The organism is Serratia sp. PL7, assembly GCF_945957435.1.
Genome location: NZ_CAMFLB010000001.1, coordinates 1335368 through 1350940, shown reverse-complemented (window position 1 = coordinate 1350940; position 15573 = coordinate 1335368). Strand labels below are relative to the sequence as shown.

13 protein-coding genes and 1 pseudogene are annotated in these 15573 nt (G+C 61.1%); 10 read left to right on the top strand and 4 right to left on the bottom strand.

Annotated elements, in window-relative coordinates:
• Positions 1-3 precede the first annotated feature (3 nt).
• Positions 4-885, bottom strand: coding sequence for a LysR substrate-binding domain-containing protein (locus tag N6G83_RS06280; RefSeq protein WP_197821841.1), 882 nt, complete (start codon positions 883-885; stop codon positions 4-6).
• 107 nt (positions 886-992) lie between these two features.
• On the opposite strand from N6G83_RS06280, the gene N6G83_RS06275 reads away from it, so the two are divergent.
• Entirely contained in the window at positions 993-1736 is a 744-nt protein-coding gene (locus N6G83_RS06275; protein WP_197790234.1) for a sulfite exporter TauE/SafE family protein, read from the top strand.
• A 291-nt stretch (positions 1737-2027) separates the two neighbouring features.
• On the top strand, positions 2028-2294 hold the full coding sequence (locus N6G83_RS06270) for a hypothetical protein (protein WP_043143311.1): 267 nt from the start codon (positions 2028-2030) through the stop codon (positions 2292-2294).
• A gap of 69 nt (positions 2295-2363) precedes the next feature.
• Here N6G83_RS06270 and N6G83_RS06265 read toward each other — a convergent pair.
• Positions 2364-2563, bottom strand: a pseudogene (locus N6G83_RS06265) (monooxygenase); the annotation flags it as partial.
• A 109-nt stretch (positions 2564-2672) separates the two neighbouring features.
• On the opposite strand from N6G83_RS06265, the gene N6G83_RS06260 reads away from it, so the two are divergent.
• The 5 genes from N6G83_RS06260 (at position 2673) to N6G83_RS06240 (ending at position 8769) form a co-directional block, all read left to right on the top strand.
• Complete coding sequence (locus N6G83_RS06260; RefSeq protein WP_260514909.1) at positions 2673-3746, top strand: P1 family peptidase; 1074 nt, start codon at positions 2673-2675, stop codon at positions 3744-3746.
• 1 nt (position 3747) lies between these two features.
• Positions 3748-4572 (top strand): M55 family metallopeptidase, encoded by an 825-nt coding sequence (locus tag N6G83_RS06255; protein ID WP_043143230.1) that lies wholly within the window; start codon positions 3748-3750, stop codon positions 4570-4572.
• 200 nt (positions 4573-4772) lie between these two features.
• Complete coding sequence (locus N6G83_RS06250) at positions 4773-6995, top strand: molybdopterin cofactor-binding domain-containing protein (protein ID WP_260514908.1); 2223 nt, start codon at positions 4773-4775, stop codon at positions 6993-6995.
• Complete coding sequence (locus N6G83_RS06245) at positions 6995-7453, top strand: (2Fe-2S)-binding protein (RefSeq protein WP_025302752.1); 459 nt, start codon at positions 6995-6997, stop codon at positions 7451-7453. The genes N6G83_RS06250 and N6G83_RS06245 overlap by 1 nt, the downstream gene beginning before the upstream one ends.
• Before the next feature lie 11 nt (positions 7454-7464).
• Positions 7465-8769, top strand: a complete 1305-nt coding sequence (locus N6G83_RS06240) for a c-type cytochrome (RefSeq protein ID WP_260514906.1) — start codon at positions 7465-7467, stop codon at positions 8767-8769.
• A 36-nt stretch (positions 8770-8805) separates the two neighbouring features.
• Here the strand turns inward: N6G83_RS06240 and N6G83_RS06235 are convergent, their stop codons facing one another.
• A complete protein-coding gene (locus N6G83_RS06235) occupies positions 8806-9975 on the bottom strand; it encodes a cupin domain-containing protein (RefSeq protein ID WP_192974077.1) in 1170 nt (389 codons plus the stop codon).
• 560 nt (positions 9976-10535) lie between these two features.
• Between N6G83_RS06235 and N6G83_RS06230 the strand changes: the two genes are divergently transcribed.
• From N6G83_RS06230 to licT, 3 genes are read left to right on the top strand one after another with little or no spacing between them, the layout of a single operon-like run.
• Positions 10536-12389, top strand: coding sequence for a beta-glucoside-specific PTS transporter subunit IIABC (locus N6G83_RS06230; RefSeq protein ID WP_089195855.1), 1854 nt, complete (start codon positions 10536-10538; stop codon positions 12387-12389).
• The gene (locus tag N6G83_RS06225) at positions 12386-13801 is read left to right on the top strand and encodes a glycoside hydrolase family 1 protein (protein ID WP_197827675.1); all 1416 of its coding nucleotides are present in this window, start codon (positions 12386-12388) and stop codon (positions 13799-13801) included. The genes N6G83_RS06230 and N6G83_RS06225 overlap by 4 nt, the downstream gene beginning before the upstream one ends.
• Before the next feature lie 20 nt (positions 13802-13821).
• A complete protein-coding gene (gene licT / locus N6G83_RS06220; protein ID WP_260514902.1) occupies positions 13822-14664 on the top strand; it encodes a BglG family transcription antiterminator LicT in 843 nt (280 codons plus the stop codon).
• Here the strand turns inward: licT and N6G83_RS06215 are convergent.
• Positions 14649-15563 (bottom strand): LysR family transcriptional regulator, encoded by a 915-nt coding sequence (locus N6G83_RS06215; protein ID WP_043143219.1) that lies wholly within the window; start codon positions 15561-15563, stop codon positions 14649-14651. The genes licT and N6G83_RS06215 overlap by 16 nt on opposite strands.
• Between the last annotated feature and the right edge of the window lie 10 nt (positions 15564-15573).

The following is a 15573-nucleotide window of genomic DNA, read 5'->3' as shown; positions in this document are numbered from 1 at the left end:
GCCTCAGGCATGGCGCAGGAACGCCACCAGCCGCTGCGCCGGCAGCGGCAGCTGCGCCTGCTCACGTACCACGATCGATAAACGCCGGGTCGCCCACTCGTCCGTCAGCGGCAGGGCGGCGTGTCGAATTTCCGGATGGCGTTGGGCGCTCTCTTCCGGCACCACCGCCAGCCCGGCGCCGCGCAGCACCATGCGGCAGATGGCGTCGAAATTAGCCGCACGCGCCCGCAGCCGCATCGGGCCGCCGCTGCGTATCGCCAGCTGTTCCAGATGCTGTTGCAGCGCACTCTCTTCCGGCAGGCCGATGAAATCAAAAGGCAGGGCGTCCGCAAAGCTGAGCGAGCGGCGGCCGCTGAGCGCATGCCCCGGCGGCAGCGCCAGCACCAGACGATCCTGGCGAAAAGGGTAGCTTGCCAGCCCACGCAGATCGGCGTGGTCCGCCACGATGCCGATATCCGCCGCCCATTCGGCGATCGCCAGCGCGATGGCCGGGCTGGGCAGCTCCTCCAGCGCGATGTCGGTGTGCGGGTGCAGCACCAGAAAATCCGCCAACAGCTCCGGCAGAAAAGCGTCGGCGGCGACGGTATTGGCGACGATGCGCAGCTGGCTGCGCTGGCCCGGCGCGAACTCGGCCATATCACCCCGTAGCCGGTCGCGCTGTTGCAGCAGCACGCGCGCGTGTTGCAACAGGCGCTCACCGGCGGGCGTCGCCTGGACGCCGCGCGGATTGCGTGTCAACAGCGCCACGCCGGCCTGTTGTTCCAGCCCGCGCATGCGGGCGCTGGCGGCGGCCAGCGACAGCCCGACGCGCTCGCCGCCGGCGGTGATGCTGCCGGTTTCGAGCACCGCCACCAACAGCCGCAGATCGATAAAGTCAAAATGCATGCGTTATTCCTCTGTCTTTGCCGCAGGCAGGCTCTGCCATTGCCGCATTGTGCTGCGGCGCGGCGCTGGCCACAATCGAGCCGTTGATTCGCCATAAGGATAGACGCATGTCGCTGACGTTACTCGAGATTATCGCCCTGACGGGCATTTTTACGCTGGCCGGCACGGTCAAAGGGGCGATCGGTCTGGGGTTGCCGACGGTGTCGATGGGGTTGCTCAGCCTGATGATGCCGCCGGGGCAGGCCGCCGCGCTGCTGCTGTTGCCCTCGCTGATCACCAACCTGTGGCAGTTGCTGTGCGGGCCACGGTTGGGGGCGCTGTGCCGGCGGCTCTGGCCGATGATGCTGTGCGTCATGCTGGGCACGTTATTGAGCGCCGGCGCGCTCACCGACATCGATGGCCGCCTGGCGCCGCTGGCGCTGGGCGTTTGCCTGATCGGCTATGCGCTGTTGGGATTCACCCGTTTCGACTGGCGCGTTTCCGCCACGGCAGAGCCTTGGCTGGGGCCGCTGTGCGGCCTGGTGACCGGTACGCTGACCGGCGCCACCGGCGTATTCGTCATACCGGCGGTGCCCTATCTGAACGCATTGGGCCTGGCGCGTGACGATCTGGTGCAGGCGCTGGGGCTGTCGTTCACCGTCTCGACGCTGGCGCTGGCCGCCGGATTAGCCTGGCATCAGGCGCTGCCCGCTACGCTGCTCGGCGGTTCGCTGTTGGCGCTGTTGCCGGCGCTGGGCGGCATGTGGCTGGGGGAGAGGGTGCGTCGTCATTGTCGCCCGCAGCTGTTCCGTCGCCTCTTCTTTATTGGGTTATTAATCTTGGGCGTTGAGATTATTTGGCGATTCAATTAATTGAATCGATAGCATCTGCGTGTAATTAGGTTCGGTATATTATTCTGGATTTTATTCCAATATGATTATTTTCAGCAGTGAGAATACACCTTCAGTCATTCTTGTCAAAAAATAGCCCTTATGACAGCGGTTCCTGCGCCAGTGGTTTCTGGGGAATGGCAGTTCTACAGGAAATGGTTATGGCGGCAATGGCACTGGACCGAGAGAGGCCAGAGAATCCAGAACCAAACGCTAATTAACAGCTGCAATCCCAGCACAGAAGTAAAATTCTGTGCTTTTATGGGGTATATGATGAATAAATATGTTGTTTTTATAAAGAGCGATGAATCAAGGGTGCAGAGAAAGGAAGTGGTTACACGAGAAATAATTAAAGATATGAAGCAGAAAGGGTTCAGAAAGCATCATATTGAAGTAGAAGCTGAGAACGAAAATGATGCCATTAACCAACTAAATAAGAACAGCAATGACTATTTGGACTCATTGAGAAATTTTTCCGGTGATTTATTGTTTTGCTCTGTTTGCGTCATTGTTATGGTCATGGTTTATTTATTCAATTGAGCCATAATCCAGTTTTGAATCATTCATTTTTTTATACTATCCGATTGCCCGCTAAAAACCCAATAAGGCTCAGGCCTGCGGGCCGCCCAAAATGGTCTCCCACATGCCGGCGAGAATGTGTTTGCCGATTTCGCTCTTCAGTCTTCATACCCGCCGTGGGTGATAGCCATGTCTTTGCCGTGCGCCACGTCGCAGCGTTTGCGTGCCTTCAGCACCAGATCTTGATAACGCAGCAGGGTGTCTTCGATGCCCTGCGAGTGGGTCTGAACGGCGATGGGGCAAGGCGATTTTTGCTGCCCGCTTCCGCTTTCAATTTACGGCGCGGCGCATTGCGCGATATTCTGGTTTTCTGATGGGCTAACGGCGGATGAGGGAACCATGATTGACAGCCAGGTGTTTGAACAACAAAGCCTCGACAATCTGCTGAGCTATTGGCGGCGCCATCGCCGCCTGCCGGGCGCGCGCTATCCGGCCGGGCCGACAGACAGCCTGTGTGACGTGCCGGGCGTCAGCGTCGGGCATCACACCTTGGCCGACGGCGAATGCCAGACCGGCGTCACCGCCATCGTGCCGCCGGGCGATCTGTTCAACCAACCGTTGCCGTGCGGCAGCGCGGTGCTCAATGGCTTCGCCAAGCCGCTGGGATTGGTGCAATTGAATGAGCTGGGGGAGTTGCAAACGCCGATCCTGCTGAGCAACACCTTCGCCGTCGGCACGCTGTTCAACGCCATGGTGCGGCGCAGTTGCTTGCGCTACCCGCAGATCGGCCGCGGCAGCGCCACCATCAACCCGCTGGTGCTGGAGTGCAACGACGGCTACCTCAACGATATTCAGGCGATGGCGGTGCGTGAGGAGCACGTCTTCAGCGCGCTGGATAACCATTCCACCCGCTTTGCGCGCGGCAGCGTCGGCGCCGGGCGCGGCATGAGCAGCTTCGGCCTGAAGGGCGGCATCGGCACCGCCTCGCGTTATTGCCCGGGGCTTGGCACCACGCTCGGCGTGCTGGTGCTGGCCAACTTCGGTACCCTCGACTCGTTGACGCTGAGCGGCGTGCGCGTCGGCCCGGCGCTGGGCAAGCTGCTGGCGGACCCACCGCCGCAGGTGGACGCCGGTTCGGTCATTATCATCATCGCCTGCGATCGGGCGCTGGACAGCCGGCAACTGAACCGTATCGCCCGCCGAGCGGGCGCGGGTCTGGGGCGGGTGGGCAGCCATTGGGGGCACGGCTCCGGCGACATCGCGCTGGCGTTCTCCACCCGGTTGCTGGGGGCCACGCTGCCGGACGAACGGCTGGAGCCGCTGTTTGCGGCTGCCGCGGATGCCACCGAATACGCAGTATTGGATGCGTTGCTGAGCGCCGAAGGCGTTAGCGGTTTTCAGCAGCATGCGCGCGCAGCGCTGGGCCCGCTGCTGGATCGGCTGGCGGCGGCAAATCAAATAACGGGAGCCTGATGTGAAGGTCTTTATCTCTGCGGATATCGAGGGTATTGCCGGCGTGATGCGGCCGGAGCAGTGCAACCCGGCCCATGCTGACTATGCGGTGGCGCGCGAGCTGATGGAGCAGGAGGTCAACGCCGCCATCGACGGCGCTTTTGCCGGCGGCGCCACCGAGGTGACGGTGGCCGACAGCCACGCCATGATGCAGAATCTGCGCGCCGATCGCATCGATGCGCGGGCGCGCCTGGTGCAGGGCAAGCCGCGCGGGCTGTCGATGGTGGAAGGGCTGCAGCATCAACGTTACGACGGCCTGATGTTTATCGGTTATCACAGCGCCGCCGGCGAACGCGGCGTGCTGGCGCATACCATCAACGGCCGGGCCTTTTATCGCGTCAGCCTGAACGGCGAGGTGGTAGGCGAAAGCGATCTGTATGCGGCGATGGCGGCGGAGTTGAACGTGCCGCTGTGGTTGGTGAGCGGTGACGACGAGCTGCAACGTTGGATCGCTGAACGTTATCCGCAATCTGGCTATGTTTGCGTAAAACGCGCCCTCTCGCAAACCGCCGCCGAATCGCTCAGCCCACAGCGGGCGCGGGCGGAGATCCGCGAACGGGCGATGCAACAGGTGCGCCAGGGCGCCAGACTGCCGGTGGAGCGCCGTTTTATGCCACCTTACCGGCTGACGCTGATGGCGGCCAAACCGGTGCTGGCGGATCTGTTCAGCCTGGTGCCTGGCGTGGAGCGCCAGGACGCGCTGACCGTGGCCTTCGACAGCGACAACATGGCGGCGCAAATCAACCTGCTCAGCGTCTTCTCCTATCTGGCGACGACGCAGAGTTGACCCCGGTGCGGGTGCCTGCCCGCACCGCACGATTCTCCAATAGAAAAACCCTCTTCAACATTAAGTCTACTGGATAATAGGCTACGCTAATTATTGCTCTGTTGCGCTATATCACCTGACGGGCGCAACAAGCCATTCCCATAACAAGATTTGTTTCGCCGAAGGCAGTGACGCCTTCGGTTTTTTTGGAGTCATGAGCAATGAGCATATCCCAAGTTCCGCTTTCGCGGCGGCGGTTTATCGTCGGCGCCGGGGCGTTGGTGATCGGCGCCTATCTGCCATCCACCGGCGCGCTGGCGCGTTCGGCTGCCCCGATCGCCTCCGGCGCGGCGGCGTTAGACGCCAACGCCTTCGTTCAGATCGGCGCCGACGGCGTCGTCACCGTCATCAGTAAACACACCGAAGTGGGCCAGGGGGTCTATACCGGCATGGCGACGCTGGTCGCCGAAGAGCTCGATGCCGACTGGGCACAGGTGCGGGTCGTGGCCGCGCCGGTGGACACCAATATCTACAAAAACCTGGCCTTCGGATTCCAGGGCACCGGCGGTTCCAGCTCGGTGGCCAATGCCTATGAGCAAATGCGGCGCATGGGCGCCATGGCGCGCGCGCTGTTGGTGCAGGCCGCCGCGCAGAGCTGGAAAACCTCGGCGCAGGAAATCACCGTGCAGGCAGGCAAGATCCACCATGCCGCCAGCGGGCGCGAAGCGGGCTTCGGCGAATTCGCCGCGCTGGCCGCCACGCTGCCGCCGCCCGATCCCGCTAGCCTGACGCTGAAGGAGCCGGCCAATTTCACCCTGATCGGCAAAACGCGCGGTTTGCACCGCGTCGATTCGCTGGCGAAAACCAACGGCAGCGCGCAGTTCTCGCAGGATATCCACGAGCCGGGCATGTTGACCGTCACCATCAAAAAACCGCCGCGTTTCGGCGGCAAGGTGGCGACGTTTGACGCCGAACGCGCGCTGGCGGTACCGGGCGTGGTGGCGGTGAAACAGGTTGCCACCGGCGTGGCGGTTTACGCCAACAATACCTGGGCGGCGATCCAGGGGCGGGACCGGCTGCGGGTCACCTGGGACGACGCGCAGGCGGAGCGACGCAACACCGAGGAAATCTACGCCGAGTTCCGCCAGGTGGCGCAGAAAACCGGCGTGGTGGCGAAGAGTCTTGGCAAGCCGGACGAGGTGTTCGACAAGGCCGACAAGGTGATCGAGGCCGAATACACCTTCCCGTACGTCGCGCACGCGCCGATGGAGCCGCTGGACGGCTATCTGTTCTGGGACGGCGAGAGCGTCAAGGCGCGCTACGGCTGCCAAATCCAAACGCTCGACCACAAGCAGCTGTGCGATCTGTTCGAGTTGCCGCCGGACAAGGTGCAGATTGAAACCATTCTGGCGGGCGGCAGCTTCGGCCGGCGCATCGATTTAGGCAACCCGACGCTGGGGCCGGATCTGGCGGCCGACATGGCGGCGGCGGCCAAGGGCATCGGCCCCGGCCACGGCGTGAAGGTGGTGTGGACGCGCGAGGACGACATCCGCAACGGCTGGTATCGCCCGATGATCCTGCACCGCCTGCGCGGCGCCATTCGGGGCGGCAAGGTGGTGGGCTGGACCGATACCGTGGTCGGTCACTCCTGGACGCGCCACAGCGCGATGGATGCGCTGGTGGTCAACGGCCTCGATCAGATGATGGTCGAAGGCGCCAGCGAGGTCTCATACACTTTCGAAGCCTTCCGCTGCGATGCGCATATCGTGCCCGGCAAGGTGCCTACCACCTCGCTGCGGTCGGTCGCCAGCACCCACACCGGCCACGCGGTGGAGAGCTTTATCGATCAGCTGTTGCAGGAAACCGGCCAGGATCCGGTCGAAGGGCGGCTGGCGCTGATGGGCGATGCGCCGCGCGCGGCGGGCGTGCTGCGGGCGGTAGCGAAAGCCGCTGACTGGCAGGGCGCTAAAGTGGTAGACGGACGCGCGCGCGGCGTGGGCGTCGCCAAGGCGTTCGACACCTATGTGGCGCAGGTGGCCGAGGTGTCGATCGGCGAAGGCGGCATCCCGAAAGTGCATAAAGTGTGGTGCGCGGTGGATTGCGGCGTGGCGGTGAACCCCGATGTGATCCGCGCGCAGATCGAGGGCGGCATCGGTTACGGCCTGAGCCTGGCGCTGTACGGCAATATCACGCTGAAAGACGGCGTGGTCGAACAGTCCAACTTCAATAACTTCCGCCCGTTGCGCATCGATGAGATGCCGGAGATCGAGGTGATCATTGTGCCCTCGAGCGAGAAACCGACCGGCGTGGGCGAGCTGGGGGTGCCGACCATTGCCCCGGCAGTCGGCAACGCGCTGGCGCTGCTCGGGCGGCCGCGCACCTCGCTGAGCCTGCCGCTGCATAATCCCACTGCGAATCCGGCGTCTGACAAGGAGAGAACCTGATGATTCAATTAACCGTAAACGAGCAGCCGCTGACCTTCGAGGGCGATCCGCACATGCCGCTGCTGTGGTTCTTGCGTGACGAAGCCGGCCTGACCGGCACCAAATTCGGCTGCGGCATCGCCATGTGCGGCGCCTGTACCGTGCATCTGGACGGCGTGCCGGTGCGTTCATGCATGACGCCGGTCTCCGCCGCCGTCGGCAAAAAAATCACCACCATCGAAGCCGTGGGCGCCACGCCGGAAGGCAAGGCGGTGCAGGAAGCCTGGCTTGATCTGGACGTGGTGCAGTGCGGTTACTGCCAGTCCGGCCAGATCATGAGCGCCAGCGCGCTGCTGGCGCAAAGCAAGAACCCGAGCGATGCGGACATCGACGCGGCGATGGGCGGCAACGTTTGCCGTTGCGCCACCTATGTGCGCATTCGCGCCGCCATCCACCAGGCCGCCAAGGCGTTGGGTTAGGGAGAGATGCGATGAGCAATGCCTTGAAAGGGCTGTTATGGCTGATTATCGCCGTGGTGGTGTTGGCGGGAGGATACGCGCTGTATACGCTGCTGCGGCCCACCGGCGCTGAGCCTGCGGCGCCGATCGCCGGGGCGCCGGCCGGCATCACCGACAAACTGGCGCGCGGCGAGTACCTGGCGCGTGCCGCCGACTGCGTGGCGTGCCACACCGCGCCGGGCGGCGCGCCTTATGCAGGCGGCTTCGCCTTCAAGTTGCCGTTCGGCACCATTTACGGCACCAACATCACCGCCGACAAGGAAACCGGCATCGGCAACTGGAGCGACGATCAGTTCGTACGCGCGGTGCGTGAGGGCATCGGCCCACAGGGCAACCTGTATCCGGCGATGCCTTATACCTCGTACACCGAACTGAGCCGCGATGACGTGCTGGCGATCAAGGATTATCTGTTCAGTCTGCCGCCGGTGAAACAGGCCAACCCGCAAAACGAGCTGTCGTTCCCGTTCAACCAGCGTTGGGGCATGAAATTCTGGAACCTGGCGTTCTTCCAGGAGCAGCGTTTCGCGCCGGATCTCAACAAGGATGAACAGTGGAATCGCGGCGCCTATCTGGCGACGGCGCTCGGCCACTGCGGCGAGTGCCATACGCCGCGCAATCTGGGGTTCGGTCTTAACCAGAGCAAGCACCTGAGCGGTGAAGTGGTGCAGGGCTGGTTCGCCGCCAACATCACGCCGGACAAACAGACCGGCATCGGCGGCTGGAGCGACCAGCAGCTGTCGCAATATCTGGCCACCGGCCATGCGCCGGGGCGCAGCAGCGCCGCCGGCCCGATGGCGGAAGCGGTGGAAAACAGCCTGCAGTTCCTGACGCCGGCAGATAATCTGGCGCTGGTGAAATACCTGCGCGACATCGAACCCATCGCCGGCGACAGCGCGGCAGCGGTGAACTTGCAGCCGAAGGGCGCGGGGGCTTCCACCCCGATCCTGCCGGGCGGGCAAGACAGCTCGCTCGGGCGGCGGATGTTCGCCAACGACTGCAGCGGCTGCCACCAGTGGAACGGGCCGGGCCGCCAGAGCGAGTACGCGTCGCTGGTGGGCAGCACGGCGGTGAACGATCCGCAGGGGCGCAGCGTGGTGCAGGCTATCCTGAAGGGGACGAGCATCAGCGTCGGCGAGCGGCATGAGATGATGCCGTCGTTCGGCAGCGCCTATTCCGACGAGGAAGTGGCGGCGGTCGCCAACTTCGTGGTCGGCCATTTTGGCGACAAGCAGGGCAAGGTCACCGCCAAACAGGTGGCGGAGCAGCGCAAGCAGTAAAGAAAGCGGCGAGGGAGTCTCTCCCTCGCCGCAGCGTCAGCGGCTGCGCCGCGACATCACCCGTTTGTCTTTCGGTCTATCCTGCCAGTCCTCAACCTGATTATTGAAGTTGTCCGCCAGCAGGTAAGCCGGGGTTTTCGCCAGCCAGTCGGACAACGAAATATCCTGATAAATGCCGTTGTCCATCACGATCAGTACCTTCAAATCCTCATCGCCGATGTTCTCGATGTAATGGCCGAAGCCCTGCGGCACGTAACCGACGTCTGAAGGGGCGTACTCTTCCGTCTGCGCGTGGCCGTGCGAGCTGAACACCGTCATCCGGCCTTTGCCGGTAATATAGTATTGCCATTCGTTGGCGTTGGGGTGCCAGTGCAATTCCCGGATCGCGCCGGGTTTCACGATCTCGATGATGCCGGTCATGGTGGTGGAAATAGGAAATTCTTTCGATGACACCAAATGGACGCTGCCCGCATCATTTTCAAAGAACGGCTTTTGCTTCATTAATTCATAGCGGTGGGTCAGCGGGGCATTATTTAATCCGCCGTCGTTTTTCGGCAATGGCAAGGCGGGCGGGACGGCGCCGCCGACAATATAAGCTTCACCCTGTTTGGCCTTGGAAAATACCGCCGCCGGCATGTCGACGCTTTTTTCCAATACCTCTTTCGGCATATGCGCCACCCAGTCGGTGATGCTGAAGGTGCCGAATTCGGAGAAATGCCCGTTATCGAATGCCAGAATAAAATGCGCGCCGTCCGCCAGCGCCTGAATGGAATGGCCATAGCCTTTCGGGAAATACCAGACGTCGCCAGGGCCGAAATCCGCCACCTCACATTTTCCCTCGGGATCGAGTATGGTGATGCGCGCATGGCCTTCCAGCATGAATGCCCATTCGGCGGCGATGGCGTGCCAATGCAGTTCGCGCACGCCGCCCGGCTCCAGCGTCATGTCGACGCCCGCCACGCCTTCGGAGATCGGGAATTGCTCGACGGTGGCTTCGCGTGCCCAGCCGTTGGGCAGGCTGCGTTTTTTGCTGTCGGTGAATTTGTATTTATAGAGATGCTGCGCATCGGCAGGCGGCTGATAGCTGCTGGGAGGCACGATATTACGATGGTCGTCGGCAGCGGCATTTTTGGCGATGCCGCCGATCATGCCGGCGGCGGCCGCGCTGACGGCGGAGACTTTCAATATATCACGACGCGATAGCATAGCATTTTCTCCAATATAAACCGTGCGCCTGCAGCAGCAGGCGACGGGGAAGGCGCGATCGCCATTGAAATGATTTTTTGTCATCGGCGGGAATAGGCTGTGACCCTTAAATCCTAGCGGCTGGAATGTATTGCGTAGGCGCTTATTTGTTTGCGTTTGTTACTAAGTGAGTGCAGGTTTAATTAATTGCCCGGAAGTTGAATAGTCATGGATCTGAATTAATCTTCCCCTGTAATTAAATAAACAAAGTGACAATAAAGCGCATTATTTTGGGTTATTTCCTTCCGATTGCGCTATGGGTGTGCGCAAAAAGCGTGCAGCGGCGACATTGCAGTGCATTTACGCTAAATCGTGACGCCTTTCACAACGCTGACGTATGGCTATTGCCGAGTATTCGCGAGTATGGTGATACTTTTAGCGCGGTCGAGAAGACCGCACACCATTTTTATTGCGGCGTGTTACTGCTAAAGCAGGCAAGACCAAAATAGGAATGCACTTCTCCTTGTGACGAGGCGCATTTCCATTTTGGTCTTTTTTTTTGCATTTTACCGGGGAAAACGATGGACTATCAGAAACTTGGCTTAGAAATATTGGCGCGGGTCGGCGGTAAAGGCAACGTCAGCAAGCTGACGCACTGCGCGACCCGTTTGCGTATGGAATTCAACGACGACGCTAAAGTGGATTCGAAGGCGATCGAAGCCCTGCCGGGCGTTATCAGCGTGGTGGTGCGCGGCGGCCAGTTTCAGATCGTGGTCGGCAATAACGTGCAGCAAACGTTCCGCGTGCTGCAAAAGGAGATTGGCCAGCCGCAAACCGGCGCTCAAAAGCAGCAGCCGAAAGGTGGCGTGGTGTCACGGATTATCAGCGTGATTTCCACGACCTTTACCCCGGTGATCCCGGCCATTACCGGCGCGGGGATGATCAAGGCGCTGCTGGCGATCCTCAAGCTGGCCGGGGCGATAGATCCCGCCGGCACGACCTATCGATTGCTGGATACCGTCGCCGATGCGGCCTTTTTCTTCCTGCCGGTGCTGTTGGCTTACGGTGCCGCGATAAAATTCGAGTGCAATCCCATCCTGGCGATGACCCTCGCCGGCGCGTTGCTGCACCCTAATCTGGCTCAGATGCTGGCGGCAGGCACCGCGATTGATTTTCTCGGCATGCCGGTGCGGCTGGCAGATTATGCCGGTTCGGTGTTGCCGATCATTTTTACCGTGTGGCTGATGTCCTATATCGAGCGGTTTGCCGAGAAAGTTTCGCCGACGATGATCAAGTTCTTCACCAAACCGATGATTGTGCTGCTGGTCACCGCGCCGCTGGCATTGGTAGTGGTCGGGCCGTTCGGCATTTTCCTCAATGACATGGTGGCCGCCGGTGCGGCGATCGTCGATGGTAGGGCTAGCTGGCTGATTCCTATGTTGATGGGCGGGCTGCAGCCATTTTTGGTGATCACCGGCACCGCCTGGGCGATGACACCGATCGCCACCGGCCAATTGACCAAGAATGGTTTTGAGATGATTAACGGGCCGGGCATGTTGGCGTCCAATATTGCGCAAGGTGCGGCGACGCTATGTGTGGCATTCCGCACCAAGAACACGAATTTGCGCCAGTTGGCGTCCTCCGCCGGTTTTACCGCGTTGTTGGGGATCACTGAACCCTCGCTGTACGGGGTGACGCTGAAACTGCGCAAGCCGTTGATCGCAGCGATGATCGGCGGTGGCTGCGCCGGCATTTACGCCGGGTTGAGCGGGTTGGTGCGCTATGCCTTCGTTTCTCCTGGCCTGGCTGCTTTGCCGGCGTTTATCGGTGAGAACCCGATGAATATCGTGCATGCGCTGATCACTTGCGCCATTGCCATCGTCGTGACCTTTGCCCTGACCTGGATCCTTGGCTTCGACGATCCGGTCGAGGAGGCGAACGAAGTGACTCAGGTGGCGGCCGACGAGGTATCGCCGGTTTTCAGCCCGCTGACTGGCAAAGCCGTGACGTTGGATCAGGTCAACGATGACGTCTTCTCACAGGGCTTGTTGGGCCAGGGCATGGCGATCATACCGTCGGAAGGGGTGCTGCGTGCGCCGCTGGACGGCGAGATCGTGACTTTCCTGCCGTCAAAACATGCGGTCGGCATCAAGGGGGACAACGGTGCGGAGCTGTTGCTGCATATCGGCATCGACACGGTAAACCTGGGTGGCCAACACTTTGACTCCGGACTGCAGATTGGCGATCGCGTGAAGGTCGGCGACGAGCTGGTGCGTTTTGACATCGGCGCGATCGCCGCATTGGGCTTCGATCTGACGACGCCGGTATTGATCGTCAACAGCGAAGCGTTTCAGGTTCAGGTGTTACCTAAGCCGCATGGCGTTCATGCCGGTGAGACGATTATGGCGCTGAAGGCCAATAAGGAGCCGGCATGATTTATCAACGCTTGCACGATTTTCCCGCCGAGTTTCTCTGGGGCGCGTCGACTTCCGCCTATCAGGTGGAGGGCGCATGGAATGAAGACGGAAAAAGCCCGTCGATCGTCGATATGCTTGAACATCCCGCAGGCACGGCGGATTTTACGGTGGCCAGCGATCACTATCATCGCTTTCGCGAGGATGTGAAGCTGTTCGCAGAACTGGGGTTAAAGGCCTACCGGTTTTCGGTTGCGTGGACGCGCGTGTTGCCCGATGGCGTCGGCGAAGTCAATGCGCCGGGGCTGGCGTTTTACCGGCAGTTGATCGACGAATTGCTGGCGCACGGCATCGAGCCGGTGGTGACGCTGTATCATTTCGATCTGCCTTATGTGCTGGAGCAGCAGGGCGGCTGGTCCAATCGCGCCACCATCGAGGCTTTTGTCACTTACGCAGGCGTGCTGTTCGACGCCTTCGGCGATCGGGTGAAGTATTGGCTCACCATCAATGAACAGAACACCATGATCCTGCACCCCGGCGCTATCGGCACGCCCAAAGGCGGTGCGTTGCCTGACAAACGGACGCTGTATCAGCAGAGTCATCATATGTTGGTCGCTCAGGCCAAAGTCATGGCATTATGCCATCAGCGCTGTCCCGGCGGGAAAATTGGCCCGGCGATCAATACCACCTCGATGTATCAGGAGACCTGCAATCCGCTGGATGCCATTGCCGCTCATAACTGGGAGACGTTGCGCTGTTGGAGTTTTCTCGATGTGGCGGTGCATGGCCGCTACAACGCCCTGGCCTGGCGTTATCTCGAGGATCGGGGGTGGGCGCCGGACAGGAAGCCGGAGGATGCGGCGCTGCTGTTGGCGGCACGACCGGATTATGTGGCGATCAATTACTATTCCACCGCCACGATCGCCGCCAGCCGCGGCGACGGTGCAGACGTGAGCGCACGCGCCGGCGATCAGCAAATCATGCTCGGCGAACCGGGCGTGTATCGTGCGGCGGAAAACCCGTTTGTCGGCAAGACGCGCTACGGATGGGTGATCGATCCGGTTGGCCTGCGCTTAACGCTGCGCAAGACCTTCGAACGCTATCACCTGCCGATACTGATCACGGAGAACGGCATTGGCGCGCCGGATGAATTGCGGGCGGATGAGACCATCGACGATGACTATCGCATTGAATTCATGCGGCAGCATGTCGAACAGATGCGGCTGGCGATCAACGATGGCGTCGAGCTGCTCGGTTATTGCCCGTGGGCGGCGATTGACGTCGTCAGCACGCATCAGGGCTACGCCAAGCGCTATGGATTTATCTACGTGAACCGCGGAGAACGGGATCTTAAGGATCTGCGGCGCATCAAAAAACGCAGTTTTGACTGGTATCGGCAGCTTATCGCCGCCAATGGCCGGTTAGGCAAATAAGCAAGGTGACGGCCGAGACGATGAAAGTCATTAAGGTGCTCAACAACAGTCTGGTGTTAACCGCGGACGACGATAACCGTGAGGTTATCGTCATGGGCAAGGGAATTGGTTTTAACAGCAAAACCGGAGACGAGATCAACCCGGCCGCCATTGAGAAAGTGTATGTGGTGCAGGAGGGGCAAAAGGGGCGCGATTACCTGCGGCTGATTGAAACTGCCCCGACGGAACACATCGAAATTGTGCAGATGATCCTCAGTGAGGCCAACCGCCAACTGAACGGCAACATTAATGAACAGATTTTCTTTACGCTGGCGGATCACGTCAGTTTTGCTATCGAACGTCATCACAAGGGTATCGCCATCCAAAACCGCCTGCTGTTCGAGGTGAAGCGTTTCTACCCGCGAGAGTTTGCGGTGGGGCTGCAAGCCTTGGCCTACATTAACCAGCGGCTGAGTATCCAACTGCCTGAAGAGGAAGCGGGCAATATCGCCTTTCACCTGGTCAACGGCCAGACCGAAGTGCAAAACATGGAGCACACGTTGCTGGCGGTGAAGATGCTGAAAGATATTTTCAATATCATCAAGTATCACTTTCGCCTCAATATCGACACCGATTCGCTGAACTACGCGCGCTTTTTAGTGCATATGCAGTTCTTTATCCAGCGCATGCTCGACGGCAAACAGATGACCTCGAAGGCCGACTTTCTGTTTGTCCAGATGATGGCCGAGTACCCGCATGCCTATCGTGGTGCGCTATTGATCCGCGATTACGTGAAGAATCTGCTGCAAATGGAGATGTCGAACGATGAGCTGCTGTATTTGATGATCCACCTGACGCGCATCACCGATCAGCCCGAGGCCTGAACCGCCTCGGCGACCAGTTCGCGAAAGCGCTCGACGATCGGTGAGGCCGGGCTATGGCGCAGCGCCAGGTAAAGCGGGGCGCTGAGCTGCGCTTCTTCGGCGAGGGTGCGGTAGACAATGCCGTCGCCGCCCAGCCGCCGCATCGAGCCGGGCACGATTGACAACCCCAGCCCGGCGCCGACCAGGCTGAGGGTGGCCGGCAGGCGTGGCGCTTCCTGCACGATGCGCGGGCTGAAGCCGGCGCGGTGGCAGGCGGCCAGGATGGCGTCGTACAGCCCCTGGCCGGCCGGGCGGCGATAGAGAATAAACGCCTCGTGGGCCAGTTCGGCCAGCGGCAGCGGCTGCTGCGTTTCTTGCGCCAGCCGGTGGCCCAGCGGCAGGGCGACGATCATCGGCTCGCTGAGCACCGGCTCGACGCTCAGGCCGGGAATGCCGTTGGCCGGCGAACGCACGAAGGCGGCGTCGAGGCGCTGTTCCAGCAACGCCTCCATCAGTTCGCCGCTGCCGGCTTCTTCCAACTGGGTGGTGATACCCGGCAGGATGTCGCGGTAGCGGCGCAGCAGGTTGGGCACGAACGGATGCAGCGCGGCGGAACTGGTGAAACCGATGGCGATGTGGCCCTGCTCGCCGCGGGCGGCGCGCTGTACCGCTTCGCGCAGACGTTCGGCGCGCGCCAGCAGGGCGCGAGCCTCTTCAAACAGCACGCCCCCCGCTTCGGTGACGCGCACGCCGCGCGGCAGGCGCTGCAACAAGGTTACGCCCAGTTCGTCTTCCAGCCCCTGCAGCAGGCGGGTCAGCGGCGGCTGTTGGATAAACAGCCGCTCGGCGGCGCGGGTGATGTTGCCTTCTTCCACCACGGTGACGAATGCCCGCAGGCGACGCAGTTCGATCATAGCCATACCTCAAAGG

What these genes read in the sequence shown, in the direction of transcription:
- N6G83_RS06280 (WP_197821841.1), bottom strand. Translation starts at nt 885, where the DNA reads ATGCATTTTGACTTTATCGATCTGCGGCTGTTGGTGGCGGTGCTCGAA.
- N6G83_RS06275 (WP_197790234.1), top strand. Translation starts at nt 993, where the DNA reads ATGTCGCTGACGTTACTCGAGATTATCGCCCTGACGGGCATTTTTACG.
- N6G83_RS06270 (WP_043143311.1), top strand. Translation starts at nt 2,028, where the DNA reads ATGAATAAATATGTTGTTTTTATAAAGAGCGATGAATCAAGGGTGCAG.
- N6G83_RS06260 (WP_260514909.1), top strand. Translation starts at nt 2,673, where the DNA reads ATGATTGACAGCCAGGTGTTTGAACAACAAAGCCTCGACAATCTGCTG.
- N6G83_RS06250 (WP_260514908.1), top strand. Translation starts at nt 4,773, where the DNA reads ATGAGCATATCCCAAGTTCCGCTTTCGCGGCGGCGGTTTATCGTCGGC.
- N6G83_RS06245 (WP_025302752.1), top strand. Translation starts at nt 6,995, where the DNA reads ATGATTCAATTAACCGTAAACGAGCAGCCGCTGACCTTCGAGGGCGAT.
- N6G83_RS06240 (WP_260514906.1), top strand. Translation starts at nt 7,465, where the DNA reads ATGAGCAATGCCTTGAAAGGGCTGTTATGGCTGATTATCGCCGTGGTG.
- N6G83_RS06235 (WP_192974077.1), bottom strand. Translation starts at nt 9,975, where the DNA reads ATGCTATCGCGTCGTGATATATTGAAAGTCTCCGCCGTCAGCGCGGCC.
- N6G83_RS06230 (WP_089195855.1), top strand. Translation starts at nt 10,536, where the DNA reads ATGGACTATCAGAAACTTGGCTTAGAAATATTGGCGCGGGTCGGCGGT.
- N6G83_RS06225 (WP_197827675.1), top strand. Translation starts at nt 12,386, where the DNA reads ATGATTTATCAACGCTTGCACGATTTTCCCGCCGAGTTTCTCTGGGGC.
- licT (WP_260514902.1), top strand. Translation starts at nt 13,822, where the DNA reads ATGAAAGTCATTAAGGTGCTCAACAACAGTCTGGTGTTAACCGCGGAC.
- N6G83_RS06215 (WP_043143219.1), bottom strand. Translation starts at nt 15,563, where the DNA reads ATGGCTATGATCGAACTGCGTCGCCTGCGGGCATTCGTCACCGTGGTG.